This is a genomic window from Zooshikella harenae, assembly GCF_018837975.1.
Lineage (GTDB): Bacteria > Pseudomonadota > Gammaproteobacteria > Pseudomonadales > Zooshikellaceae > Zooshikella > Zooshikella harenae.
In genome coordinates, this window is record NZ_JAGSOY010000065.1 from 1 (window position 1) to 25,431 (window position 25,431).

At 38.7% G+C, this 25,431-nt stretch carries 41 protein-coding genes; 35 read left to right on the top strand and 6 right to left on the bottom strand.

The genetic code is table 11. The annotated features are described in order from the left end of the window. The 3 genes from KCG35_RS19000 to KCG35_RS19010 form a co-directional block, all read right to left on the bottom strand. Positions 1–377 (bottom strand): recombination-associated protein RdgC (locus KCG35_RS19000; protein ID WP_215821448.1); only part of this gene is annotated, 377 nt, incomplete at its 3' end. A 17-nt stretch (positions 378–394) separates the two neighbouring features. Beyond that, the gene (locus KCG35_RS19005; RefSeq protein ID WP_215821449.1) at positions 395–772 is read right to left on the bottom strand and encodes a helix-turn-helix transcriptional regulator; all 378 of its coding nucleotides are present in this window, start codon (positions 770–772) and stop codon (positions 395–397) included. 109 nt (positions 773–881) lie between these two features. Next, positions 882–1,571 carry a helix-turn-helix transcriptional regulator gene (locus tag KCG35_RS19010; protein WP_215821450.1) on the bottom strand — a complete coding sequence of 230 codons (690 nt, stop codon included), beginning with the start codon at positions 1,569–1,571 and terminating at the stop codon, positions 882–884. A gap of 281 nt (positions 1,572–1,852) precedes the next feature. On the opposite strand from KCG35_RS19010, the gene KCG35_RS19015 reads away from it, so the two are divergent. The 4 genes from KCG35_RS19015 to KCG35_RS19030 all read left to right on the top strand — a co-directional run bounded on the left by KCG35_RS19015 (position 1,853) and on the right by KCG35_RS19030 (position 6,232). Then, complete coding sequence (locus KCG35_RS19015) at positions 1,853–4,138, top strand: bifunctional DNA primase/polymerase (protein ID WP_215821451.1); 2,286 nt, start codon at positions 1,853–1,855, stop codon at positions 4,136–4,138. 400 nt (positions 4,139–4,538) lie between these two features. Continuing rightward, positions 4,539–4,940: a RusA family crossover junction endodeoxyribonuclease gene (locus KCG35_RS19020; RefSeq protein WP_215821452.1), complete on the top strand. Its 402-nt coding sequence runs from the start codon at positions 4,539–4,541 to the stop codon at positions 4,938–4,940. 14 nt (positions 4,941–4,954) lie between these two features. Next, complete coding sequence (locus KCG35_RS19025) at positions 4,955–5,545, top strand: bacteriophage antitermination protein Q (RefSeq protein WP_215821453.1); 591 nt, start codon at positions 4,955–4,957, stop codon at positions 5,543–5,545. Positions 5,546–5,815: 270 nt separating this feature from the next. Continuing rightward, positions 5,816–6,232 carry a hypothetical protein gene (locus KCG35_RS19030; protein ID WP_215821454.1) on the top strand — a complete coding sequence of 139 codons (417 nt, stop codon included), beginning with the start codon at positions 5,816–5,818 and terminating at the stop codon, positions 6,230–6,232. Between the two features lie 64 nt (positions 6,233–6,296). Here the strand turns inward: KCG35_RS19030 and KCG35_RS19035 are convergent, their stop codons facing one another. After that, positions 6,297–6,635, bottom strand: a complete 339-nt coding sequence (locus KCG35_RS19035) for an HU family DNA-binding protein (RefSeq protein ID WP_215821455.1) — start codon at positions 6,633–6,635, stop codon at positions 6,297–6,299. A 197-nt stretch (positions 6,636–6,832) separates the two neighbouring features. On the opposite strand from KCG35_RS19035, the gene KCG35_RS19040 reads away from it, so the two are divergent. The 26 genes from KCG35_RS19040 (at position 6,833) to KCG35_RS19160 (ending at position 19,300) form a co-directional block, all read left to right on the top strand. Then, complete coding sequence (locus tag KCG35_RS19040; protein WP_215821456.1) at positions 6,833–7,123, top strand: DNA glycosylase AlkZ-like family protein; 291 nt, start codon at positions 6,833–6,835, stop codon at positions 7,121–7,123. A gap of 9 nt (positions 7,124–7,132) precedes the next feature. After that, positions 7,133–7,387 (top strand): hypothetical protein, encoded by a 255-nt coding sequence (locus KCG35_RS19045; RefSeq protein WP_215821457.1) that lies wholly within the window; start codon positions 7,133–7,135, stop codon positions 7,385–7,387. Further along, positions 7,371–7,493: a hypothetical protein gene (locus KCG35_RS26725; RefSeq protein ID WP_255562007.1), complete on the top strand. Its 123-nt coding sequence runs from the start codon at positions 7,371–7,373 to the stop codon at positions 7,491–7,493. The genes KCG35_RS19045 and KCG35_RS26725 overlap by 17 nt, the downstream gene beginning before the upstream one ends. A 75-nt stretch (positions 7,494–7,568) precedes the next feature. Beyond that, positions 7,569–8,033, top strand: coding sequence for a DUF4262 domain-containing protein (locus KCG35_RS19050; protein ID WP_215821458.1), 465 nt, complete (start codon positions 7,569–7,571; stop codon positions 8,031–8,033). 81 nt (positions 8,034–8,114) lie between these two features. Continuing rightward, on the top strand, positions 8,115–8,720 hold the full coding sequence (locus KCG35_RS19055; protein ID WP_215821459.1) for a hypothetical protein: 606 nt from the start codon (positions 8,115–8,117) through the stop codon (positions 8,718–8,720). A gap of 134 nt (positions 8,721–8,854) precedes the next feature. Then, positions 8,855–9,715, top strand: a complete 861-nt coding sequence (locus KCG35_RS19060; protein ID WP_215821460.1) for a hypothetical protein — start codon at positions 8,855–8,857, stop codon at positions 9,713–9,715. Between the two features lie 69 nt (positions 9,716–9,784). Next, a complete protein-coding gene (locus tag KCG35_RS19065) occupies positions 9,785–10,240 on the top strand; it encodes a hypothetical protein (protein ID WP_215821461.1) in 456 nt (151 codons plus the stop codon). A gap of 65 nt (positions 10,241–10,305) precedes the next feature. Further along, complete coding sequence (locus KCG35_RS19070) at positions 10,306–10,542, top strand: hypothetical protein (RefSeq protein WP_215821462.1); 237 nt, start codon at positions 10,306–10,308, stop codon at positions 10,540–10,542. A gap of 175 nt (positions 10,543–10,717) precedes the next feature. Further along, a complete protein-coding gene (locus tag KCG35_RS19075) occupies positions 10,718–11,125 on the top strand; it encodes an NUDIX domain-containing protein (protein WP_215821463.1) in 408 nt (135 codons plus the stop codon). Positions 11,126–11,262: 137 nt separating this feature from the next. Continuing rightward, complete coding sequence (locus KCG35_RS19080) at positions 11,263–12,192, top strand: arginase family protein (RefSeq protein ID WP_215821464.1); 930 nt, start codon at positions 11,263–11,265, stop codon at positions 12,190–12,192. 109 nt (positions 12,193–12,301) lie between these two features. Further along, entirely contained in the window at positions 12,302–12,646 is a 345-nt protein-coding gene (locus tag KCG35_RS19085) for a hypothetical protein (RefSeq protein ID WP_215821465.1), read from the top strand. 73 nt (positions 12,647–12,719) lie between these two features. Continuing rightward, positions 12,720–13,154, top strand: a complete 435-nt coding sequence (gene tnpA / locus KCG35_RS19090; RefSeq protein ID WP_215821466.1) for an IS200/IS605 family transposase — start codon at positions 12,720–12,722, stop codon at positions 13,152–13,154. 69 nt (positions 13,155–13,223) lie between these two features. Then, positions 13,224–13,451, top strand: coding sequence for a tyrosine-protein phosphatase (locus tag KCG35_RS19095; RefSeq protein ID WP_215821467.1), 228 nt, complete (start codon positions 13,224–13,226; stop codon positions 13,449–13,451). Between the two features lie 159 nt (positions 13,452–13,610). After that, positions 13,611–13,859: a hypothetical protein gene (locus KCG35_RS19100; RefSeq protein WP_215821468.1), complete on the top strand. Its 249-nt coding sequence runs from the start codon at positions 13,611–13,613 to the stop codon at positions 13,857–13,859. A gap of 177 nt (positions 13,860–14,036) precedes the next feature. Further along, positions 14,037–14,414: a hypothetical protein gene (locus KCG35_RS19105; protein WP_215821469.1), complete on the top strand. Its 378-nt coding sequence runs from the start codon at positions 14,037–14,039 to the stop codon at positions 14,412–14,414. Positions 14,415–14,417: 3 nt separating this feature from the next. Continuing rightward, entirely contained in the window at positions 14,418–14,720 is a 303-nt protein-coding gene (locus KCG35_RS19110; protein WP_094789939.1) for a peptidyl-tRNA hydrolase, read from the top strand. 65 nt (positions 14,721–14,785) lie between these two features. After that, positions 14,786–15,181, top strand: coding sequence for a hypothetical protein (locus tag KCG35_RS19115; protein ID WP_215821470.1), 396 nt, complete (start codon positions 14,786–14,788; stop codon positions 15,179–15,181). A gap of 125 nt (positions 15,182–15,306) precedes the next feature. Continuing rightward, on the top strand, positions 15,307–15,636 hold the full coding sequence (locus KCG35_RS19120; protein WP_215821471.1) for a hypothetical protein: 330 nt from the start codon (positions 15,307–15,309) through the stop codon (positions 15,634–15,636). Between the two features lie 91 nt (positions 15,637–15,727). Next, positions 15,728–16,177, top strand: coding sequence for a hypothetical protein (locus KCG35_RS19125; protein WP_215821472.1), 450 nt, complete (start codon positions 15,728–15,730; stop codon positions 16,175–16,177). 90 nt (positions 16,178–16,267) lie between these two features. Beyond that, complete coding sequence (locus KCG35_RS19130; protein ID WP_215821473.1) at positions 16,268–16,747, top strand: GNAT family N-acetyltransferase; 480 nt, start codon at positions 16,268–16,270, stop codon at positions 16,745–16,747. 108 nt (positions 16,748–16,855) lie between these two features. Continuing rightward, positions 16,856–17,251: a hypothetical protein gene (locus KCG35_RS19135; protein WP_215821474.1), complete on the top strand. Its 396-nt coding sequence runs from the start codon at positions 16,856–16,858 to the stop codon at positions 17,249–17,251. Between the two features lie 56 nt (positions 17,252–17,307). Further along, positions 17,308–17,772: a hypothetical protein gene (locus tag KCG35_RS19140; protein ID WP_215821475.1), complete on the top strand. Its 465-nt coding sequence runs from the start codon at positions 17,308–17,310 to the stop codon at positions 17,770–17,772. A 118-nt stretch (positions 17,773–17,890) separates the two neighbouring features. Beyond that, positions 17,891–18,175: a hypothetical protein gene (locus tag KCG35_RS19145; RefSeq protein WP_215821476.1), complete on the top strand. Its 285-nt coding sequence runs from the start codon at positions 17,891–17,893 to the stop codon at positions 18,173–18,175. Positions 18,176–18,298: 123 nt separating this feature from the next. Further along, positions 18,299–18,481, top strand: coding sequence for a hypothetical protein (locus KCG35_RS19150; protein WP_215821477.1), 183 nt, complete (start codon positions 18,299–18,301; stop codon positions 18,479–18,481). 45 nt (positions 18,482–18,526) lie between these two features. Further along, positions 18,527–18,721 (top strand): hypothetical protein, encoded by a 195-nt coding sequence (locus tag KCG35_RS19155; protein ID WP_215821478.1) that lies wholly within the window; start codon positions 18,527–18,529, stop codon positions 18,719–18,721. Between the two features lie 99 nt (positions 18,722–18,820). Next, the gene (locus tag KCG35_RS19160; protein WP_215821479.1) at positions 18,821–19,300 is read left to right on the top strand and encodes a hypothetical protein; all 480 of its coding nucleotides are present in this window, start codon (positions 18,821–18,823) and stop codon (positions 19,298–19,300) included. 179 nt (positions 19,301–19,479) lie between these two features. Here the strand turns inward: KCG35_RS19160 and KCG35_RS19165 are convergent, their stop codons facing one another. Both KCG35_RS19165 and KCG35_RS19170 read right to left on the bottom strand, forming a co-directional pair. After that, entirely contained in the window at positions 19,480–20,229 is a 750-nt protein-coding gene (locus tag KCG35_RS19165; RefSeq protein WP_215821480.1) for a hypothetical protein, read from the bottom strand. A gap of 495 nt (positions 20,230–20,724) precedes the next feature. After that, entirely contained in the window at positions 20,725–21,000 is a 276-nt protein-coding gene (locus tag KCG35_RS19170; RefSeq protein WP_215821481.1) for a hypothetical protein, read from the bottom strand. A 351-nt stretch (positions 21,001–21,351) separates the two neighbouring features. Between KCG35_RS19170 and KCG35_RS19175 the strand changes: the two genes are divergently transcribed. The 5 genes from KCG35_RS19175 (at position 21,352) to KCG35_RS19195 (ending at position 25,248) form a co-directional block, all read left to right on the top strand. Then, positions 21,352–23,154, top strand: a complete 1,803-nt coding sequence (locus KCG35_RS19175) for a zinc-dependent metalloprotease family protein (protein ID WP_215821482.1) — start codon at positions 21,352–21,354, stop codon at positions 23,152–23,154. A 14-nt stretch (positions 23,155–23,168) separates the two neighbouring features. Beyond that, positions 23,169–23,819, top strand: coding sequence for a protease inhibitor BamI-like protein (locus KCG35_RS19180; protein WP_215821483.1), 651 nt, complete (start codon positions 23,169–23,171; stop codon positions 23,817–23,819). A 222-nt stretch (positions 23,820–24,041) separates the two neighbouring features. Further along, positions 24,042–24,323: a hypothetical protein gene (locus tag KCG35_RS19185; protein WP_215821484.1), complete on the top strand. Its 282-nt coding sequence runs from the start codon at positions 24,042–24,044 to the stop codon at positions 24,321–24,323. 114 nt (positions 24,324–24,437) lie between these two features. After that, on the top strand, positions 24,438–24,788 hold the full coding sequence (locus KCG35_RS19190) for a hypothetical protein (protein ID WP_215821485.1): 351 nt from the start codon (positions 24,438–24,440) through the stop codon (positions 24,786–24,788). Between the two features lie 64 nt (positions 24,789–24,852). Continuing rightward, positions 24,853–25,248: a hypothetical protein gene (locus KCG35_RS19195; protein WP_215821486.1), complete on the top strand. Its 396-nt coding sequence runs from the start codon at positions 24,853–24,855 to the stop codon at positions 25,246–25,248. Positions 25,249–25,431: the final 183 nt, after the last annotated feature.

Here is a 25,431-nt window from a genome sequence, read left to right on the forward strand (position 1 = left end):
GACCAACTGTTGTATTCACTGAAGGCTTTGGGTAGTAACTCATGAATGACAGACTCTTTAATCTGGTCTTTTTCACCCTTACCAATGGGCTCACCATGTTCTTTTTCCAGGGTTTTAATACGTTCTTTGACGTATTTACTGATGACCGAGTTAGGCAACATCTTTTTTTCTTTTTGCAGGCAGAGCAATTGGAAGTCCCCTATATGTTCAGCAAAGTGCTCAGCCTCTTCGCCGAAGGGGCGAACCCAGCCATAACTTTCCGCTTGTTGGGGTGTGCAGGGTTTAAAGGCCTGAGCACCTAATTTCTCGTTTAACAATGCCTGATCAAGCTTGGCGACCTGTTCACAGCGAAAAAATATTGCGTTTTTAAACCACATGGTGTGCACCTCTTGTTTTATGTTGTATGCAAGGTGGGAACAATCGACTCATACCGGTTAGTACGCGTTCGGTAGATTCGATTACGTAGGAGTGGGTCATCGGAGAACACAGGAACGATCACCAAGGACAACGCTAACATGCTCACCGACAACGGACAGATCACCCGCGTCCGAATTAACTCGGCAACCAGTTGTGTACGGTTTTTAAGGTTGTGTTTATGCAGTGCGGCCTTAATGGTCTTGGAAATAGTGTCCGGGGCAACTGCATATTTGCGGGCAATTTCCTTATCCGATAATCCGTGCAAAGCTTCAAAGGTATACAGCGTTTGTCGTGGGGAGAGCTGAAGGTTGTTCAGGTAGGCTTTCCAGTGGCCTATGGTGATCGTGTCGTCCATGAGTATGAAACCTTTATTGAATGAAGGTTTTTAAAATGTATACCCGTGGACGCAAACTATCAATACTTTTTGTACTTTAAATAATTAATGAGTACGACTGTTTTAATTGTTATTTTTTATGGTACCTTTTGAGAGCCGCATTAAGGGCCTTAAGCTGTTCATAGAACTCTCTACTAATACCGTTATCAATGATATAAGAACAAGTGTCCATTGTGATTTTGATTGCGTCTTCTTTTCTTGCCTCTGCTTCATAAGCAAGCTTTTCATCAATATCGTCATTGTCGTAGTCTGGGTTCTGCTCTATCCATTCCTGTGAAATTCCTTGCTTTTCTGAAGTAAGCCACAGGTAGTTAACACCGGTTACTTCAGCTATCCGTCTTAAAGTGCTGAGCTTAGGTTTCTTATCTAGCTTTTTTGATGACTCCCAGTTAGCAACGGCGCCTCTTGAAACACCGCAGGCTTCTGCAAGATCGGCTTGGGTTAACTTAGCCTGAACACGTGCAGAACGAATCTTATTCCATAAACTGGTATTTAAAACATCTTCAAGTGTTGAGTCATTTAGTGAGTCGTTGAGTGAGGGAGGGTCTTCTAGGTGTTTTAGAAACTCTATTGTTGGAACGCCAGTGGCGCTGGATATCTCAGTTATGTGATAAAGGCGGGGAATTGTTCTTGTACCCTCATCAGGAGACTCCCACCTTGATACAGCTGCTGTTGTCACTCCACATTTTTCTGCCAGATCCTGTTGGGTAAGACCTGCTTCTGTTCTTGCTTGTTTTATCGTTTGCCACAAATCAGCCATATCAAATTAGTAACCATGTATAGCTAGCCTTAAAAAGTTGATTTAAAATGAGTTCTAATTTGACAAAATCAACAAAAGGCTACAATATTGGGTTTCACAATTATAACATTTCATCATCACAATTTTTGATGAACAGCCTATTTAAGCACGTTTAACTGAATCTTGTAGGTAGCAAGTCTAAGTTTGTGTCTTAAGGCGTAAAGTATAAGTTGTGAGTTAACAAACTAACATTCCTCTAATTGGGGAACCATCACCATGCAAACTAACAATAGAGGTGTTGTATGGAGACACAAGCATCAAAACTTACGGATGAGTGCGCCTGGGAACTCTACGACAGAGGGTTCACCATTATCCCGTTAGGTTCACCATTTGAAACACCACCGCCTTACTTTGTCAACAAACGCTTTGACGGCAATAAAGAAAAAGCACAGCAGGAGTGGCCTAAACAGGCGCGCGTACCATGGGCCAAGTTCCAAAAAGCCACACCTACGCTTGAGGATATGGACTATTGGACCGCTTCCTATCCTCGTGCCAACTGGGCCATTGTTACAGGGGCGCGTGTCATTGTTGTGGATGCAGACTCTGAAGAAGCGGTTCAATTTATGGAGTCAGGTGTCGTCGGTCGAACGCCGTGGAAGGTGAAGACGGGCAAAGGTAAACATTTTTATTACGCCGTGAATCCCAACGTAGAAATACGCAACTCCGTTAATTCACATTCCAAAATCGATATTCGGGGGCAGGGTGGTTATGTCGTCGCTCCAGGTTCAACCCATGCCAATGGTAACCGCTATGAATGGGAATATGACGCCAGTTGGGTAGTCGAGAGCATCGATGACTTGCCATGTTTGTCTGAAGAAGATTTACAAGCCATCCAGCAATTTAATGGGCGCAATGTATTAAGTAAAACCCAAGCTAGGGCTGACTCACCTAAAACGAGTACTGAACCTGAATTCACAGGTAACTTAGGTTTTAGTACGGCAGATTACCAACCGAAGGCTAGTGGTGAGGCAGTGAGTGAAGGTTCACGTAACCATTCAGCGGTGTCATTAACAGGTCAATATATTGCCTCGGGTATGGATCTGCGCACCATAAAACAGATGTTGGATACCTGGAACGCGGGCAACAGTCCGCCATTAGATCCCAGTGAGCTCAATACCTGTATTGCCAGCACAATATTGACGCACTTACGTAAACACCCTCATGACGTGATCCCTGTACAACCTTCGCCGCCCGAACCGAGTAAAGCGACCAATTTAGCCTTACCCGACAGTGGCGGTATGCCGGGCCATTTATACGACATACCGGGGGTACTGGGTGAGATCGTGCAGTTTGCTAATCAGACGGCACGACGAAAACAGCCCGCACTGGCAGTACAAAGTGCTTTGGCACTCGGCAGTGTGGTTTGCGGGCGTTATTACAAGACCGATAAGGGAAATTTCTCGTCGTTGTATTTCCTGAATATTGCCAAGTCGGCCAGTGGTAAAGAGCACTGTAAGGATGTGGTGGAGCAGATTTTAGAAGCATCGGGTTATGGTCGGCTCATTTCTGGTTCCGGTTATACGTCTTCTGGTGCCTTGTTCAGCGAATTACTCCATGAACCCAACCATATCAGTATCATTGATGAGTTTGGTAAGTACCTGGAAGGCAGTCAGCATAAAATGAATCCGCATAAGGCGGAGGCGATTACCCGACTGGTCGAGGCCTGGAGTAAATGTGGGTCTTCACTCTATCCACCGGTTTATTCGACCATGGGTATGAGTAAGCAGGCGGCAGAGGAAATGCGTAAGCGGTGTATTAAGCATCCGGCACTCACTCTATTAGCGCTGACGACACCCGGTACCTTTTACGGTGCTCTGTCACCGGAGCTCGTGAAAGATGGTTTTTTAGGACGCTTTATTGTCATGGAGAGCCAATTAAAACGACAGGTGTCGAGTGATCCTGGATTAATCGAGGTACCTGAGAACATTACCAAGTGGGTGGCGACCATTCGGGAGAATCTGGCCGGTAATTTAACCAGCCATATGCCACCAGAAAATAAGCCCGCACAGAATATTCTCGTGTTCGAGGAGTCCGCGCTCCAGCGATTAAAAGCACTGGACCAGGAAATCATTCAGAAGATGGATGAACTGGAACAGTATGGTATTGAAGTATTGCTGGGGCGCACCCGAGAAAAGGCCATGCGTATTGCGTTAATTCTGGCCCTGTCGGTCGATCCCTTTGCCGAGACGATTACACGACAGGTGACGGATTGGGCGGTGGATTACGTGACTTATTTTGATTATGCATTAGTCCAGTCAGTCATTAAAAAAGTAGGTGGATCAAGCTTTGAAACCTTGCTAAAATCCTGCGAAGAGGCCTTGCGCCTGGCTGGTAATAAAGGTTTGACGAAGCGAGAAATGGCTCGTCATCCTAACTTCTCAAAATTAGATCCACGACAGGAAGAGGCTATTTTTAAAACCTTCCTTAATCGCGGTCTAGCCCAGCTCCTTTCTTTAAAAACCAGTGGCCGTCCAAGACAAGCATGGGTGCATTACACCCTGGTGGAAAACGCCGGAGGTCCCGAATGACAAGGACTTTCGTCAAAACACCAATGACAAAAGAAGTGCTTGATTTTAAAGGAAATTTTCTCACTTTCGTCACTTTTGACAAAACGGCCATGACAAAAGAAGTCGTTGATTTTAAAAGAAAAAATCGACTTTCGTCAGAAAAAATAGCCCCTAAGAATCCCCTACGCAAATCGCCTCAAAAAATAGGAGGGGGGTCTCTATGGTGTCAAAAGGTACAGAAGTATAAATTTATATATTATTTTTATTATTATTACTTATATATATTGATCTATAGACTAACTGAGTACTCACTCACATCTGTCATGACTTTCGTCATGAGCTATGACGAAAGTGACGAAACTTTTCTGCAATATTTCTCTTTTTCTCCTCAACGCTTATCTACGACACAGGTCTTATAACAATGACAACGACCTATACCATTACACCGAATACCAAGCCCCGCATGACCCGAGCAGATAAATGGAAACAACGCCCCTGTGTCATGCAGTACCGTGCTTACAAGGATGCACTACGGGAGTTGTCTATTGAACTGCCTGAGAGCGGCTACCATCTCATTTTCGTGTTACCCATGCCCAAGTCATGGTCGAAGAAAAAACGGGCTGAGATGCGAGGACAGCCTCATAGAGCGACACCCGATAAGGACAATCTAGAGAAAGGTTTATTGGATGCCTTGTTCGTGGACGATGCCCATATCTGGGATGGACGCGTGAGTAAGTATTGGGGTGACGAGGGGCAGATTATTGTGAAACGGATTCCAACCTACGACACGTTAGACGAAGCGTTGAACTCGACGATGCACTGAGGGGAGGGGATTAGATGGCTACAACTGACGTCTATCAGCCTGCACAGCAAAAAAATGGACCTAACTTAGCGTTACCCTGGCGTTCAGCCAAAATAGCCTGGCATGAGGCGTTTATGAGCTTGAGGGCCAGGTCGATGATTAAAAGTTCAGGCAAGTCGCCATTTAACAACATGACGCAAATTGGCCGGCATCTGGAAAAAGGGGTTGTTCAGGATGCCATTGCCAAGCTACCTAAGTCTGTTGTCCATTGGGGCATGTATTGTTATGCGCCCGAGCATGATAAGACCGATACCTATAAATCACGTGTCGCTGATCGGCTGTATGCCATGATGGTGGATCACTTAGGCGATAAGTACGTTAGAAGCCGTATACGCTGTATTCGTCTGGTGACACTGTGCAACATTGCATTGGAGGATAGGAAGCACCAGCAATGGAAAGGCGAGTTTTATGGTGATGCTCAAAAAGCCCAATTGTTAGGCGTTCCTCGGCAAAACTTTAATCGGGATTATGGTGAAGTGTATGGCGCCATGCAGGAAATTTTAAGTGGTTATTGTAGTAAAGCGTTGGGAGTCGTGGCGGAGCTGTTGGAGACGTCAGTACACTGATCATGTGACGGGATAGAGTGAGTTGCTCTCATGTTCATTCGTCGTTATGCCATCGAGTAATGATGAAGCTCAAAATGCGATATGAGAATAATTATTTCGAAAAAAAGAGCTTGATCCCAAAATGACTTAATTATCTGTGAGAAGGCCAAATAAGTGACTTATTCAGCAGAACCTTATTTTTGGATCGTGTATAAATTAAGCCAAGCATAAAGATAACAAGATAAAAACCAGGCATAGGGTTTTCATCTATTCAAGGCAAGGAGATGTCCAATGTTGTTCTTGGTTTCTACATGTTCACTTATTCTCGTCGCGTTGGCGGGTGGCCTAGCTTTCGTATTCATACCTAAATTCTTTGAACGCTTACCCCGTGAGTTCACTGAACTTCTGCAGTCAGAAGACTATACGTTTCAAGGCAGTATGCTGTTAAGTGGCATCGCAGTATTAAATACAATAATGATTTTACTTTTATCCGAGCCAAACTTTTTTGCGGCGGTGCTAATGATGGTCGCTGCGGCAGGCTTGTTTTCACTGACTCTCTACCTAGTTCCACAACAGCTGGGCCATCATAGACGGTTAGCGAATGGGCAGTATGTGAGTGATCAACAGGTGCATCAAACTCAGTTGTTATGTGCCATCGTCGCGGGTAGTGCGGCACTGCTAAGCTTGACGGTATTGTTGATGGTATGAGGTTTGGAGGAGAGTAGCGCCTTTTCAAAAGGGCTTATGTATCTTTGCTACTCTCCGTATCTTCTTAGGATGCCGTAAAGTCCTTGAGTTTTTTCAGCGGTTGAATTCTCACTTGCATAGAAGCAGGTTTAGCCTTAAACATCATTTCTTCACCGGTAAATGGATTCACGCCTTTTCTGGCTTTAACCGCAGGCTTTTTCTTGGTTTTCACTTTGAATAAGCTCGGGAATACAAACTCGCCACAGCCGCGCTTACTGATATGTCGTCCCATGATCTCAGAGAGAGACTCCATGACCGCATTCACATCCTTTTTGGTGAGCTCCGTAGTTTCAGCAATTTCGCTGACGAGCTGACTTTTGGTAAAAGGTTCCTGTACGGCGGTTTTCTTACTAGACGATGCCATTAGCCTATACCCTCAAACAAAACATAGATAATTCTGGTAAAATGATCTCACCAATATACTTAATTTGTAGTATGCATTCGTGACAAAAAGCAAGGTAGTATGATGGGAAAAACTAAGATCACTTATCGAAGTACTTGCCCCTGACTGATTCGTTATCAATAAAACAAGCCAAAAAAATCGTACTGCTCAGCCAAGTCATGCCGCATAAAAGTACTGAACAAGCGACACTGGCTGCGGTTGAACAGCTAGGTTATGTACAAATCGACACCATTGCCCGCGTTGAGCGCGCCCACCATCACACCTTATGGAATCGCGTTAAAGGCTATCAACCCGAGTTATTAGACAAGCTACAGCGAAAGCGTAAAATATTTGAACACTGGTATCATGCTGCGGCTTATAGGCCGATAATCCAAAATGTCTCGCTGGTTAGCTGGAGTTGTGAGGCTTACAATGAAGTAGCGTTTAGTATTAGAGATGTTCATGAATAACTAGGAAACATGATGAGAGATCCTCAGCGGATAAAGCAAGTTTTAGAACTCATAAATCAGATTTGGATGAATAGTCCAGACTTAAGGTTTAATCAATTAATATACAATTTGCAGTATGATTATTCTCATCAAAATGGTGGTGTCGGAAAAATTCAAGAAACAGAAAGAGATGGTTTTGTCAGGGTTGGCTTTGACCTTTTCAATGTAGAAGATGATGAATTCATTAAGTATCTAAAAAGCGTAAGAGGTGGAAGGCGCTGTTGATGGTGGAGAAACAACAAAATACGTCAGTCTTGTAGTCAAAGGTCATGATGGCGATAAGGCTGTATGTATTCTCGAAAATCACGAACAGCTAACCGAAAAGTCATAATGAATCCATATATGGTTGGTTTTCGTCAGAGATAGTAGTGTGCACGAATAATTAAATTTTCAAAGAAGTATTGATATGGATGAAAGAGATCAGAAAGCACTGGATGATATTGAAGCCTATGGATGTCATGTACTTCATGTGATGGAAGGTGAGGGTGAGCCTTCATTTTCTTACTCTATAGGCATAAATAAAAAGCAAAACAAACCTGATGTGGTGATTCTAGGGTTAAAGTCCCAGCTTGCTCATTCAATAATTAATAACTATAACAATCGCCTTCTTGAAGGAGAGACTTTTGAACCAGGTGAATACTATTCAGATTTTTTAGGTGGTTTTGATGTTTGTTTTATAAAGGTATCTAAAAAGCATTTTAAAGAATATTTCGGTTGGGGTTTATGGCTCCATGATGGAGGTGACTTTGAAATGCTACAAATGGTTTGGCCTACTACAGAAGGGGTATGGCCTTGGCACGATGAAAAATCAGACTTCTATAAATGGGCGCAACCAATTCTGAGCGAAGATGGAGTGCTCAATGAAATTTAACAAGTGCAAGTACATGGACCAATTTTCAACTGTGCTCCAAACTATCCGCAAATGCAGGTATTATGCGTAAAGGGAGATGAAGTGAGTCATATAGATTCTTTTAAACATGAATTAGTAGGACTATTTGGTGGATTACCAATTTATCATCCTCTTGAAGAAATCAATGGTGATTTCCAATGTAACCAGCATCAACTTATGCTTGGTGGAGGAAGTGGAGAGCACCCTGCTTTAATCATTAAGAACCCTTTAGCTGCGGTTGCTTGGTTTATCATGGATGAATTAGATTCATTAGAGGATGACAGTATTGACGCCAGAGATTATCCTCTTAAGCAACATTGTGAAAAGTGGAAAGATACTGTTAGAAACTCTATAAATTGGGAATACGAAGCTAATTTGTATTTTTGTGAGTGGACAGTTAGCACCTACAAAAATTTCTATGATATTTGTGTTTCCCCAGCAATGGTTAATCCATTCAGTGAAGATGCCGACAAAAGTTTTGAAGAATGGTTAATTCTTGGTTTTGGTGAATTTATTTTCTTTGCTATGCCTGAGCTTGCTGCTTCAATTATGGAAAAGCTGGATAGTCCTTATAAATATTTTCACCATATGACTTACAATAATATTTTAGTTGTTCCTAAAAATTTTCCTGTATACGCAAATGGCGGGAATGCATTTAAATTTACGTAAAAGTTAGTTAATGGGGTAAGTGTCATTATCTAGCTAACCTGCTAGATGGTAGTAATCATAAGACTTAGAGTGAGGTTAGGTTTTGTGCAAGAGTAGCTCTCATTGGTAGTTGGCTTTTTTAAAGGATAAGATATATGAGTTATGATCTATTTATGAAGCCCAAAAATGGAGATATTTCCATTGAGGAATTTGAATCTTATTTTCAGAATCGTAAAAATTACTCTTTAGAAGGCGTGCAAGCCTGGTATCAAAATGAAGAGACTGGGGTCTATTTTGTTTTTGAGTACCAGGATCAAGAGGAAGGTGAAGATCAGTATTTTCCAGTTACGTTCAATATGAACTATTTCAGACCATCATTCTTTGTTCGAGAGGCAGAGCCAGAAGTAAAGGAATTTATATCAAGTTTTGATTTAATTGTTGATGATCCTCAAATTAATGGTATGGGCTATGGGGAATACAATGGTGAAAAATTTGTAAATGGATGGCTCCATGGAAATGAATTTGGATACCAAGCTATTTTAAAGGATAATCCTGAAGTATTTAGCTTACCTACAGATAAGCTTGAAGCATTTTGGGCATGGAATATGAAAAAAGAAAGGCTTCAATATGAAATTGAAGAGGATGTTTTTGTGCCAGCTATTATACTGTTGAATCATCAAGGGCAAGCAGTTACAGCTTGCGTTTGGCCTGATGCTATTCCTTCAGTTATACCACCTGTTGATATCTTGCTAATTGGTAGAAAAGAGTTAGCTCCAAGAAAACTGTTCAAAAAGGTTGAGGATATAGCTATTGCTACATGGTCGGATATTCAGCCTCTTTTAAAGAAATATAAGAATAAAATGGAGGGAGAAGCTTATTATCTTTACTATCAATCAGTACCCACTGAAATTAAAAAGCACATTGAACGTTTGAATCCTATTGATTTAGATTTATTAAAAGGACTCTCTGCAGATCAGGTTTTAAATAAAGAGTTGGTTAAGAAGTATATAGTTTAATCGACTAAAAGGAGCTACCTAACTAGTCATAATAGTGTTAATTAATAGTTACCTCGCTTAGAGCAAAGCATGCGAATAGCATTTGATCTAGATGATACTCTGATACCAACGACGCAATCGTTTGTAGTTGGAAGTGAGAAAATGAAATGGCCTTATCGGTTGATCTACAAAGAAGAACTGAGAATAGGTGCTGTCCAGTTGCTCGTTGATTTACAAATTGAGCACGATATTTGGATTTATACAACTTCATTAAGGTCTACATTTTACGTAAAGTGCTGGTTTAAACTGTTGGGTATAAATATAAGTGGTGTAGTTAACCAGAAATCACATAATGAAGCAGTTAGAAATACTCCAAGGCAGCGATTTAGCAAAGCACCAACCCTGTTCGGCATTCATTTACTGGTAGACGATTTGCCAGGGGTTAAAATAGAATGTGAACAGCAAAACTGTAAAGTACTAATAATACCGCCGAGTGAGAAAAATTGGGTAGAAATAGTAAAGCAAGAGATAGAGACAATCAGGTAAGTACTCGTATCTAGCCAGTCAGAGTGATGTTCATTAAAAGTTATTTTTCAGTAGGAGATATCTGTGTGTGTCACCCAGAGTTTACAGTTACGATAAAGGTTAAGGGTGATTTCCCTTCGGCTGTTGAGTTAAAGATGATTCGAAAGTTTGATGCGACAGTTGCTGAAATACCAGCAATAGAGCTAAAAAAGAGAATTTGTAATAATGAAGGTATTCATCACATTTATGGTCTTATAAAACCGTATTTCAGCGACGTTGTAAATGCACTGGATAAACATGAAATTAGCTATATTGTCGAGTAAAAAAAGTAATTGGGTTAAGGTTGCTATCTACCTAGCCATATTGCTCTCTCGCGTAATCACCCAAAAATAGCGAAAAGCCCAGCTTATCCAGCTTTATGGTAGGAACCATAAGGCTTATAATGATTTAAGGCTTTGCTTTGAAGTAACAATTACTAATAGTAAGTTGGTAAAAGATATGGCTGTTTGGGCAATAATTGAAAATAAAAATGAGATTTTACTAATTAAAAGAAGTGAATCAACATCTATATCTGGTCAGTGGTGTTTCCCTGGAGGAGGAATAAAGCATGCTGAATCTCCTGAAAGTGCATGTGTAAGAGAGGCTAAAGAGGAAGTAGGACTCAATATTGAGATTTTAGAGTTTTTAATGGAGTATGAAGGTGAATATTTTTATAAGTGTTGTATTGTGGATAACGATCATGAAATAACGCTTAAGCTCAATGAATGTGATAGTTACTCTTGGGTTCAGCCAAAATACATACTCAGCTTAGGTATTATTATGGACTTAAAGAAAGTTTATATGGTTCTTAATAGTATGGGCTATCAAATAGAGCTGAATGATGAAGCGAGAAATATTATCAGTTAACAAGATATCGAACTAACGCTTGGCGGTGCAGTTTTTATAGTGATTATGTGCAGTAGTGTGCAAATTTTATAACAATAGCCAGATTAAATAAGAATAAAGTGAAAAACAATAAAATACTTACGTTTTTTAGAGATGAAATGGTTTACCCAATAGAGCTTTCAGATGAAAGCTGTTCACCATTAAAACCAAAACTGTTGCTTGAATATATTCAGAAAACAGGTCTTGAAGGCCATTTCGAAATTAATCAGTCGTTTTCACCTTTTCAGAATGACGACTTTTTAATTGCACACACTCCAGAATATGTCAATGGTTTTTTTGATGGAGTAAAGCCGCATGCTAATTGTAGTGGAGTGTTAGGTATTAATTGGAGTGAAAAGTTTGCTTCTAGTGTACGTTACACTAATTCAAGCCTCTACGCAGCAATCAGGCATTCAATCGTTTACCCAGAAAATATCTGTTTCAGTCCTACAAGTGGCTTCCACCATGCAATACCAGATTCAGGAGCACTATTTTGTGCATTTTCAGGGCAAGTAATAGCTTCAGTAAAAATCTATAGAGAGTTTGGGTTATCTGGTGCATACATTGATCTTGATGGGCATATTGGAAATAGTATCGAGGACAGTAGAGATTTTGTACTTGAATTGAATGAGGCAGTGCCAAAAGGCTTAAACATAAATTTGACTTCAAAGCACGAAGAGTATATCGAAAATTTGAAAATTTTGTTGAGCTTACTTAAACAGGAAATTGTCTCTGGAAAAATACACTATGTTGTATTTTGTCATGGTGCAGATAGCCATGAAGATGACGATATTGGTAATCAGCTTACAACTGATGAATGGACATTGTGTTCTGAGATATTTTACCAATGGGTTAAAGATATTGAGGAGGTAACAGGAAAACAGCTACCTGTCTCTTTGAGCCTGTTTGGTGGTTATAGGGCTGATGACTTTAATTCAGTTCTTTCACTACATACTTCTGATTTAGTGACGTGCTTAAATACGCTATGTGGCCAAGATATTGATTATAAATTGGAAGTGAAAGCCCGAGAGTGTAAAGCAAGCGCATAATTGAGCAAAATTTGGTATCTAGTCATGATTGCTCACTCCAAAACTTTCAAAACACTGCCGATGCGTTGTTTATAGTTCAAGTATGTATTTAGGCATTAGGAAAGCAGAGATGAAACCTGAAAACTATGTAAAAAACTTCCGAGATGTTGGTGAAAGTTTGTTCAGAATTTATGGGGATGAATTATTTCCAAAAGGGGTACTATATCGAGGTGGTCGTTTGAATTCAGTTTTCGATCACAATGAGATATTCAATGTCCCTACTATATTAAATCTTAGAATTGGTAGCGATGATAAGTTATTTAACTGTAATTATTTACACGTACCAGCTGAAGATAAAATTGAAAACTACGATACCTCTAATGGAAAAATACGAAAATGGGTAAATAAAGTCATTTCAACTATTTGCCAAGATGATATAGAGCTACCAATATTTATTAGTCTCCTAAAAGGTTAAAACCATCGGCTTTAGCCGGTTAGCTTTAGCTATGATACTCTGAAGCTGCTTATGAAGTAGTAGGGGGATAGTAATGGAGTACAGATATGGTAGTCATACAATTTTCAAGATTCAGTACCATTTTGTCTTTGTGACGAAATATCGTTATCAGGTATTAAAAGGAGATATAGGATTTAAAGCTCGAGATTTAATAAGACAGACCTGTCATGCATTTGAAATTGATATATTAAAAGGTGTGATTAGCAAAGATCATGTACACTTGTTAGTTTCAGCCCCGCCAAATATAGCTCCAAGTGAAATAATGCGAAGAATAAAAGGTCGAACGTCAGCCAAGTTGTTTGAAAGTTACCCAGATTTAAGGAAAAGATATTGGGGGCGTCACTTTTGGGCAAGAGGATATTTTTGTGTGACGTCAGGGGAAGTGACAGAAGAAATGATTAAAGAATATTTAGAGCATCATTTTGAGCCAAGAGTAAACGATAATTTTAGGACTGAAGATGAATACTAAACGGGTCTTGGACCCGTATCCGGACTTTCAGTCCGTAATACTAACCCACCTACTTTCAGTAGGTGGTTGTTGAGTCATTGCACATCAGGAAAGGATCGAACTGGAGTCATTACAGCAGCAATATTAAAAAGCTTTGGTATATCGAATGAACTAATAGTTAAAGAGTATTTGTTAAGTGATGGCGTTGAAGGCGCTAGGCCAATTAAAAGAGCTCTTGAAGGTTTTGGTAGTATCAATCATTACTTGAAAGGTGATTTATGCACTAAATTGACTAGAAAGCTAATTGATAGCAAATGAGTAAAGTCAACCAACTAATCAGTCATGCTGATAGATCAATTCCTGAAAAAATAACCTATAATCCAGTCTACCTTCCTGGATGACAAAGGTTATAGGTCTACAGTGTGGCTAGTTTTTGCGTAAGGTTAGTGTTTATTAATAGTTATACGGATAATATGTATGGATAGAGAGTTAGCAGAAAAAACGAGCTTGCTTGCACTGAAAATAGGTGCAGATATGGATAGAAATCTTGCTCTTATTAAAGAAGCTTGTTCTGAAGAAGAGTTTAAGGCTTATCAGCTAGCAACAGGAAAAGTAATGGGTGAACTACTTATTGGCTTTATGAATCCAATTTACAAACAGCACCCAAGCTTAAAGCCTAAGGAAATGGGTGGCGAATATGAAGTTGATCCTAAAACCTACAAATAGACATCGTATAATCGAACAAGAGCTACTACCTACCCAGTCAAATCGAACAAACCCTCAACAACTATCCCAAATAGTCTACTTCAGTGGATACTAAGAGCCATAAGTCATACAATGATGTGAGGCTTTGCGTTAGAGTGGCGTTTATTGGTTGGTATGCTGAAATAAGAGAATAGTCTAATGCATCAATGGTTTGTAAAACAAGGTCGAATTGGGATCGTCAGAGATGGAAACTTTCTTAATCTTTATGTCGATCCAGAAGGCTGTGATAAATGTCTTCTTACTGCTCTTGACGCAAAGGAAATAACAGAAATATTGACTACACTTGCTCATGAAATTTGGGAAGGTCAAATTGAGCGAGAAGAATACACACAGCAATATAATGAGACTGAGTCAGGTCATTTTCAATGGAAAAACTCCGGTAGTGTCATAACTGTTGGCGTATCTTCTGATTTCTCTGCAATTGAGATTAAAATAAATGGAAATTCTCCCTTTAAGATGAGTATTAATCAGGTTGTTGAGTTTATTCAGATCGTTCAGATGTATTTGAGTGATTAAGATATGAAAATGTATATATTGGTTAAAGATACTATTCCTGAGGGAGTTGCCATTCTTGCTGCTGCTCATGCTTCATTAGCTATGTACTTGAAGTTTAAAGATACACCAGAAATTAAGGAATGGCTATCAGGGCCATTTTATAAGGTTGTATGTAAAGTCAACGAAAAAGAGTTTGAGAATGCAAAACAGTATGAGGATAGTGTTCTGTTAACGGAGTCTTCTTTAGATAACCAAGAAGTTGCGTTGGCTTTCAAACCTAGAGATGAGTGGCCAAAACCTTTTAGATTTTACAAGCTTTATAGGTAAAAATTCAAAAAGGTCAGGTTTTGGATTAGGGTGGTGTTTCTTAGTCGTTAAGTGCACAATAAACCATGAAAAAGAGAGATAAGAAATTAATAGCAATAGCGGGTGATGCTGCAGGGCATGCTAAAAGCAAAAAAAGTGGTTTGCATCCTTGTTTAGGCAATGCGTGTAGAGGTCAAGGTTTCCCCTCAATTACTTTGGATATATTGAACACTAAGTTCAAAGAAAAAGCATTTATCCCTCCAGAGGGGCTTCTAGATGTATTGCAGAAAATAACTAGTAAGTTAAAAGAATTGCTAGACAAGCAACATTTTCTTACTGATGACCTTAGAGTTGTTGAGGCAGAATTTTTTTGGAACAAACATTATCCTGATTGGCAGTGTTCATATAAAGTAATAATCGAAACAGAATCAGGAGAGAGGTTTGAGGGTAGTGAAAATCCAGGTCCAGGCTACGTATTCTAAAGCACTTCATGAGCTAGGAATTGGCTTCAAACTACTTTACCGGATGACATGGACTGTTAGGCGTAGGATGAAACTAAAATAATGATTGTAAATAGTTTAACAGTTCAAATATTGAAGAGATGAGAATGATAAATAAATCGATTGATTATCTAAGAGAAAGGATTTCGGATATTGAGTTAGAGTTATCTAAAGTAGGTACTAATAAAGATTTAATCGATGAAAAGAAATGCCACCTGGAATCTATAAAATGTATCGAGTTTGTTTGTAAAAATAAGATCAACTTGAACGGAAAGGTTCTTAATTTGCCATATATCGAAGGGTATGGTGGCCCATTCTACTCCTTTCGTATCGTGTTAGAAGAAGAAACGGCTGACAGAGAAAATTGGGTGTTAATAGATAAAATAGATGACGTATCTGCTGAACTTATGATTGGTGACCAAATAATAACGTCCTAGATGGTGTTTATTAATACATGCATAAGTGCCGTGATATACTTCGTCATACTGAGGTTCGTTAATAGTTATACACTAAAGGAATTACTGAGTAATGCAATCAATTAAACCAGAGAAAATTGCAATTGACTATGATAATTATCATGCCGAACATATTGGTATAACTTCAGATGGCTTGCAGTTTTTTCTAACAACCCCTTTCGAGCCTGCATTTCCAAATACTGAAGGGTGTGAATATATTGCATTATTCAAATTCGACCTTGAAGGAAATTTGGTAGATTCGACAATAGATACTCTTGGTCCGCGTGGCTCATATGATGATGACTTCAGAAAAGAAAAGTACTTATCTCGCTTAGACGAGTTAGGTGAGGTTAAATTTCAGCGTATTGAGGTTAAGCCATTTTCTATTGAGCATAATGGCGTAAAAATGGGGCTTATTGTTAGAGAACCGGAAGAGGAAGATGATGTTTGGGCTGTTGAAATGTTGCCTGGTAACTATATGGCGTTTTTTGAACCATGGGATAGCGGTGAATATGATACATAGCAATCGAATAATCGGTTAAGTACTAGTATCAAACCAGTTAGAGTGAAGTTCATTAATAGTTATGAATCTATTGCATAAAAAGGAAGAGAGATGGTGGTACTCAGGGATATGCGGCAGGAAGAGTATTCAGCTTATTGTCAGTATTTTATTGATGATTACAGTAAGGAAATCGTTGTGAATTATGGCCATTCAATGGAATTGGCAATTGAGTTGGCAAAAAAGGATTTAAAACGCTGCTTTCCAAAAGGTTTAGAAGATAGTGAGCATACATTGCTATGCATAGATGCTGAGATCAAAGGAAAATCAAGTTTAGTCGGTTACCTGTGGCATTCGGTCAATGCCAGTGAAAATTCAACGTTTATCTACGACTTCTATATATCCAGTGAGCACAGAAGTCAAGGTTTTGGTAAACAAGCGATTTCAGCGTTAGAAAAACAACTGCAATTAGCAGGAATAAATCAAATAAAGTTAAGAGTGGCGTATCGCAACGAACGAGCGCTTAAGCTGTACAAAGAGGTTGGTTTTGTCATCACTGGTTTCAACATGTCAAAGACAATATTGGCTTTGTAGCAACATAATAGGGTGTTATTGATACATCGATGCCGACTCAAAGTGAATATGCACAATACCTCATCAAATGGTATGGTCTGAAAAACTTAGACGCTTTTTGTGGTGAAAATGGATAGAATATTCCAGCACAATGAAGGTGAAGTAACAGAGTTAAATGGTGCGACCTTCACTACTGTTAAAGCTCTGATCGATGATAAAGATAATAATGTTTATCTTTTATGGCTCTTTGATAAAACGTCCAAATATTGGTATCGAATATTTATTGACGGAATTTATTGTGGTGTAGACCAGTATCTTCAAGATGGCTCCATGAATGACGAAGATGATGATATATCTTGGCAAGATCATTCTAATTGGTTCAAAGGTAAATCACTTTCATGCGCTGAAGTAAGTTTTGCTGGGAAAGTTGGTGATGATATTGTGCTTTCTATGTTTTTTGAGGATAGCGAATTTAGACTAATATGTAAATTCGAGGCTGGTAGTTGTCGCTTAGAATTTGCTTAACAATCGTAAGTACATGACTTGAGCTCATGTGCTGTGAGCGAAAGAGCTATTTAGATATGGCACGAAGAAAACAATTAAAGGGAGTCGCTGGAAATCTTGTCCAATGGTGCCTTAGTAGAAACTTTGACTACAAAGGGTATTGGGCTGTAGGTCAGTTATATGCCTATGCAGAAGAAAATAATATTGATGAGTTTGTAATCGATCTTCTAAACAACAATGTGTCAAATGAAGCTGAGGGTGTAGAGTTTTCTGAAGCTATTAAATTGATGTCATGTGTTTTTCTACGAGATCTAAATTCTCTGAAAATACCTGACTGGTGGATAAAAGATGTACAGGTGATTTTTACTTTTAATACTGAGTATCAAAAAAGACTCCACTTATTGACTTCAAGACTAGGCGGGAAGCCTGCTCTGTGTCTAGCTAAAATTACTACTGATCAAGGTAAAACATATACTAGTGAACGTGGCTTTAATGTATGGGTGCATAACCCTAAAAAAGAGGTCTGTCGCAATGCTTTATAATCCGATAAGAGCTATTACTTTGCTATAAATTGCCAGATATGAGTAACAATATCGCATATAATGGTGTCAGGTTTTACGTAAGAGAAGTGTTCATTAGTAGCTAGGCATTCAGTGAATTATGGAACAATCAATTACTCTAAATATTCCTCATGACTTGTCAGATGAGGAATGGGAAAAAATATCTGAAGTGTATCGGAATATGGATGGTTGGATTGATGGAATAGATTTTCCATATTGGTATGGTACTGAAAGCGACGACAGGTATATCTCCGTTTCATACGAGCCAAGCGGCTTATTGTTCACGGGCAAGGTGAATGATGATCTTTGGGTGGGGTGGCTAACTCAAATATGTGCAAAGCTATCTATTGCTCTAAGAAGAGAAATTCACGATGCGACAATGTAACACATGCCTAATCAGGTAAGTGATGTTATCTAACCACCTTGCTGGATGCCTTGAACAATAGGGCTTACAATGAGGCTAGGTTTACGTAAGAGTGACGTTCATTAATAGTTATTTTTGGAAGATATGGGCACAATTCGAAAAGACTTTGATTTAAATAAATTGAAGGACGGTAGCTTAGATATTAGCGAGCTTGATATTTCTTTTCAGACTTGGCGTGAAAGGAATGCTACTGGAGTGCTAATTCGCATTATAGGAACATATGGCCATGGATCTGGTGGTGAAAATGATGCGAAATATATAAGCTGAAAGATCGAAGAAATTCTCGATCACCCTGATTACTGGTTTAAGGGTATGGTTCTTGATCTGTCAAAATTTCGATATGAATGGGGGGATGATATAGATATTGAGCCTTCCAAAGACATCCCTTATTTGGTAGTTCTCAGCGAAAATAAGCAGGAAGCGTATTCATTTTTCGTAGATAAATCAAAAATGCGGTTTGATTTGAGAACAGCGCTTGCAGAGATAAATAATAAAATAAAAAAATAAGCTCACATAGCAGCTTGCCAAACACTCAATCGACTCTTTCTGAAGCGGTAAGGTATGTAGTAATATTGTACCCACTAGCCTGTTTTGTAATACAAATCTATGCAATACGTAGAAAAAACACTCACCCACGAAATGTGCCTTAGAATCCAAAGCGACTTATTTCCTTACTGGTCTGAGTTTGCTCGAACTCGAGAAATGATATGGGGTTGTTGTTATTCGAATGATGAAGTCAGAGTATATGAAACATCCTGTGGAAAGATTTATCTTTATTCTGACAGCACTTATGTGCAAGAGGTTGATGGCGATGGCTATTTTTTAATAATTGATATTGCTGAAATAAGTGTTTACTGCCTCTATTTTGAAGGGAAGCCTTATCGTATTTCCACCTACTTTCTATCAGAATATCTAGCAACCCCAACTTATATAGAGGATGAGGCTGAACGCCAGCGAGTGATGAATGCAGTCATGGAAGCATTGAGCGTATACGATGAGCTTGGTTATGCAAGTATGTTGATCGATTATGGCTTCAAAGATGAAGATTATTATGAAGCGAATAAGCCCAATCATGGCTGGTTATAATGTCTCCTCTGGGAAAGAATAGAGAGCTTGAAAAATTAAGTTACGCACTGCTGTCGAGGAAATATGCTGGTTTGTACAAAAAATATCCGATTCGCAGGGTTGTCGGCTATTTTGGTGGAGTGAGCAATCAAGAATATGGTTGGTTAGCGAGCAGGTCTTAGCTGTATTAGGTGCTTTCTCTAATTTATGTACCTCTGAATAGCCTTAATATACCCTCGAGTCTTTTCGCTTATTTCTAGCTGGGAAAAAGCTAAAATCAAGCTTTTAATATATTTATAATGACACGGCGTCTCAACAGCAGAAGGGCTCCAAATATTTAATTTATGGCCACCAGTCTCTTGAAGATAAATATTAATGCCATCACATCCAATTCTGTTATCTTCAGGTAAATTCTTTATGTTTTGCCCCTCAAGGTACTCTGAAAAAATCACGGATTCATCGTCACTTAGATGTGCACTTTCTGAGTAGAGTTGATAATTATCACTATGAGTTTCAAGAAATGAACTTCCAAGAAAATACCTTTCATGGATTGATGCCTGCATAGTAGAGAACTTTGCAACCCATCCCCCATTCACTCTCTCGAATAACATCACGCTTTCTGCACCGAATGACGGTAAAAATACGGCCAAGATATACTCTCTTGAATAGTCAGGATTACAATCGCACTCACTTAAGATAAGCGCACTTCCATAATCTGACTCAGATCTAAAGCTTAGATTTAAATTGAGTTCATTAGCTTTTTCTTTAGTTGGCTGTAAATTACTTTCGCTCACACTACCTATAATGTAAGGACGCCATCTCACCAATTTCTTTTTCAGCTTACTGGGAGGTAAATTCCTAAATTCAGGAAATAGAGCTCTTAACCCCTTAATATCACTAAGTGATATATCATCTGGCTCTTTATCAAATGAAACAACGAATTTATTCATTCATATTTTCTCTATTACGGGGCATCTAACTATTAATATACGCCACTCTGACGCAAACCCAAGCTCATTGTAGGCATTATGTTTACAGGTATCTAGCGAAGTGGCTAGGGAGCAGTTTTCAGTCAACTATGTTTATGCATTAATGAAATGACAATAAAAATCGAAAGAATACCAAATGCAATGAGTCTAAGTGATGTTTGAACGCCACTGTTAGACATAGCCTCCATAGAGTCATTTGAACTGAAACGTTTGCTAGTACCCATAACCCTTTCATAGGCAAGCTCTAGAATTATAGTTTTCGTAAGAATTAAAACGACTGATATCAGAGTTACCAACTTATTACCCCATATTTTGGTATTTAAAGACAACTACTAATAAACGTCACCTTTACGCAAATTGACTGTATTGTATGCCCTACCGTTTACGCTATCCAGTGTGAGAGGGTTATGGTAGGCTAAGAAGTTGCTTTTCCCTGATTAGATTTCAATTTCTATCCTAGCTCTTTCTGTTATACCACCATTCCCATAGCTCAGAGACTAAAATCCACTGAATTAACCCTGCAACTCCGGCGACAGCAATACCTGTTAGTGATGCGTGAGGTAGACTCCAAGAGATGAATGAGAGAGGCATTCCTGTTACAGAAAGCAAAAGATGTGAAGATATGCTGTACTCGCCATGATCAGAAAATAATGTGCCGTAAACACTGAAAAGGAAAAGCGCTGTTGCCCAGCCTCCATAAATTAAACTTATTCTCTTCGTGCGTCCAACCATTTCAAAACCTAACTATTAATAAACACTACTTTGACGCAAAACCTAACCTCATTGTAGGCCTTATGAGTAGTGGTATCCAGCGGACTAATGGCTGTTGATTTTGAGCATCCGCAAATAAGTGTGTCCCGTTTAGATTGGTCAAAATAAACCCCACAAGTCTGAAAAAGTAGCATTGAGTTGACATGGTACGGTTGTTTAAATTCTAATCGCTTTTGCGAAATGGTTAACAGGTTAAAAATTGATCAGATCAAACTTTAAAGTAAATGTGAATTTGATCAAATTTGATAATCTGAAGGTGGTTAATATTTGAGCGCCATTAATAGCAACGTATCGAGCGGAAGGAGAGTCTGCATGGTAATGAGTGATCTTAAGTATTATTTAGGAATTTTAGTATGTGCTTCTGCAACACTAAATATCGCTTATGCTAGTGAAATTAGCCTTACACCCAACAGTAATGGTGGAGGGGCATTACCATCAGGGTATGACAAAATTACCTTTACACTTGGTGATGGTAATTGGACTAAAAATATTACGTTGCCAGCAATCCCAACCAATGGATCAATGGTTATTATCAACTCAACTGCAGGATACAAATCCTATTTAGATACTGGGACTACAGGCATTCCATTAAAAGAATTAGTTATATCAAGAGATGAAAGCTATTCATTTACTTATAGTAATAAGTCTTGGACCATTAAGGGAAATGGGATCAGCCATTTAAGCCCTAATGACAGTGGAGCACTTATTCCAAATAATCCAAGTAAAGTAACTTACTACCATTTATCAGATGGCAACTGGACTCAGCAGGTAACATTACCTAGCCAGGCTTCTGATGGTGACTATATTGTTGTTAAGTCAAATGCGGCATTTGATTCTCAAATAAGTTCTGAAAATCAGCTTTACAAAAGTACAACGTTGTTAAAAACAGGCGATGAATACGTTTTTAAATTTGATCAAAGTTTTCAGAAATGGTTATTAGAAAAAACGCCAGTCCGTTCTTTAACGGCTAAAGAAGCCACTAGCCAAATGTCTTCATTAACCTCTCCACGTACAAAAGTAAGATTTTATGATGGGAACTGGGTGCACACTCTTCATCTTCCCGATGATGCTGGTGATAGAGACAAAGTAGTATTGCAATCAAATGCTACATGGACAGCAACTGTTGATGGCTCAAATATTAATAATTTTCAGTCCTTGAAATTAAATACAGGGGATGACTATGAGTTAACTTACATTGCTGAAAATAAGCAATGGGAAGTGACAAAAAGTCCAGTCAAAACTTATCAAGCAAAAGAATTAGTAAATGGCCAAATACCCCAGTTAGTTAGGCCGAACGCAATCATTGAGTTTAATGATGGTAACTGGGTTCGTGATTTATATTTACCATACCCATCACCTAAAAATACTCGTGTGACGGTTAAAACTGATGCGACATGGTCTTTCAATGTTCATGGGATAAAAAATAAAAGCGATAATATGGTGAATATTGAGAAAGGGCAGACAGTTTCATTTAAGGTAGATGAAAATGGCCTGTGGCAACAAGAAACCCTAGTGATTGATATATTAATGCTATATAGCGACAAAGTAGCTTCAAAGCTTGGGGAGAGTGCTGCAAGAGCTAGAATGTTTGAGAGCTTCAGCTTAACGAATGAAGCTCTCGAAAACTCGGGTGCAAACTTCCGTTTGAGAATGGTTGGTCTTAAGAAAGTACACGCTAAGAGTCACTGGGAAAAACTAGGTGATCCGCTAAGCGAATTGCGTAACGATGAACTCGTTCAATCTTTGAGAAACGAGCTAAATGCAGATGCAATTTATTATGAAGGAACCGAAGATGGCTGTGGATTAGCGTGGGTCAGAGCTAGCTCATATAATATGGTTGGTACTGGCTCAATTAATTGTGGTACGACGGTAATGCGTCATGAATTTGGACACAATATGAGTCTTAACCATGGGGTTGATCATGGTGATACCAATGGCAACTATGCTGTAGGTTATAATGTAGTTAAAAGTGTGATGGGTGGTAATGCGACTCCTTTCTATGCCACGCCAAAACGTTTTTCTGAAGCTTACGGTATCCCCATGGGTATTGAAGGACAGATAGATGCTGTAAGGGCAATGAATGAGTTTTCATCTAGGGTGGCTTCATACCGTTAAAGGTTAATGGCACAATGCCTAAAAAAAAGCGAGTAGGCGTTTTAGTTGTTTCAGTAGCTATAGTGATAGGGGCCTTTTTGGGCCTCACTATCACTCAATCCCCTGATTGTCCAAGTAGTATAAATAGTGAAGCTCCTTCATCAATTAAAAAAAATGAGTCAACGCCATCAACTCTAACTACTAGTGAATCAGAAAAGAGTCCACTTGTATCAACTAGAGCATCCAGTGCTGTTCCTGTGCTAAATCAACCTGCTGAAATAGAATCTGTAAAAAAAGAGTTTGATTATCTCAGCGATCAACAGCTTCATGATGGCCGAACCTTCATTCATTTTGAAATGCAAGCATTAAATGAATTTGAAGTAGGACATACCTTCCATATTTCATTTATTCAAGATGGACAAACGTATACAGGAAAAGTTAACTCGATTACTGAGTTTGAAGGTATAAAACGTATAACAGGGAGTTTTGAAGGATTACCAAAAGGGCAAATAAATCGATTTAGTATGACTATTTCAGAAGATGGAAATTATGTTTCGGCTAACTTTTCCCCCGGTGCAGAATCTTTTACGTTAGAAGCCAAAAATGGTCTTGGCTGGATAAATAACTTAAAAAATGAAGAAGATTTTCTTCATGATTCAGAAAAAGAAATGAGTCCTACAGAATAACTGTTGTATTGTAAAAAGTATTCCCTCTACAATAACGTTTTTGTTGATAAAGTGCAAAAAAAGTACCCAAATAAACGTATCAAGTATAGTTGCTAGTCAGGTGAGAGCTGCTGGTATCTACCCAGCTAACTTGCTGGATGTCAGGAACCATAAATACTGGAATGATGTTAGGTTTTACGGTGGTGTGAATTTCATTGATTACTACATGCGTAAAGAGTTCAGATGAATACTAAGTATTTATTAAAAAATTTGAATCTATTGTGTTCATTGTTTCAAGCTCGTTCTTTATCTGCTTTGAATGACAGAGATAGAAATACTTATAGTAGCGCTTATTTCCAGTGCATGAGTATTATTGAATTGGTTAAAGTTGAAGATCACAATAATGCTGCACTGAAATGGAGAGCTTTAATGTATTATGCCGATGACTCCGTACCAGTCAGCGAAGCATTCTTGGAAAAATATGAGCTATTAAGACAAAGAATAATTAACGCTGGGTTGCAATAGAGCATAATAACCATGCATGTAAGACTTAAATATGAACATCAACAGATTTTTTGTGTTTTAGTTATTACCTTCGCTTTGTATGTGAAGTGTTTTAGTTAATCTGAAGATAAATAGATGGAAGTGGTTAATATTTTAAAGTTTGGAGAGTTAGTCTCAAGATTGCCTATAGATGGACAGATAACATTTTATGAAAGGTTTGCCCATGAGTTAACCATTGTCATTCGGTGTGTGTGGTCAAATGAAAAAATTGACGATGCTGAAAAGGTTGATCGGATGAAATGGCTAAATGAGATAATTCATCGTATACCAAGTAAATTAAGTCAATTAAGAAATCAAAACTATGAATGGGAAAATACTCAGTTTGAAGAAATGGTATTACACTGGGTTAAGCAAAATACAGCAATATGTAAGGAAGTAAATAATGCTATTGGTTATAGCTATAAAGCAGTTAAGTGCATTGTGTAGAGTTTCACTCCTGTTCAGCTTGAAGTATAGTGTTACAAGTTACCTAGATAGTAAAACCTAAATAATGATGAGTAATTTACAAGAAATCTGCAAGATTCTGTTAAATAATGCTGATTTAACCCTCTCAGTTGATGGAGTGATGGGTATTATAAAACTTGAGTTTTACCCCGCGACATATGATGGAGTTGTGACGTTCATTTGCTCAAATTATTCACGATTAAATTTTAGGAAGTCAGTAGATGATAGTGATGGGATATTTGTAGGCGAAACACAAGCGACAACCATTGAGGATAAAGTATCCATTGCAAAACTGTACGAAGAGGATGGGTGGTTTGAATACAACCAGAAGGAAATGAATCCAGTAGTGCTAATCGAAATTGAAGGTGGTGCTATGTTGAGCATTGTCTGTGAACAATTTAGTTGGCAACAAGGAACTGGTCCAGTACACAAAGTATTATAGAGGGTCTGCATTTGCGATGTGTTGTTCTCTGAATGAATATACTGAAGCAAGTCTTGGTCGAAGAAAGCTGCATAGGGAATATAATGTAACACCAGAAAGTCATAATTTTTCATCTTTAGTAAATTGACAGCCAGTTACGAGTTTTATAGCTTTAATATAATTAGGGGATAGTCCAAATTTATA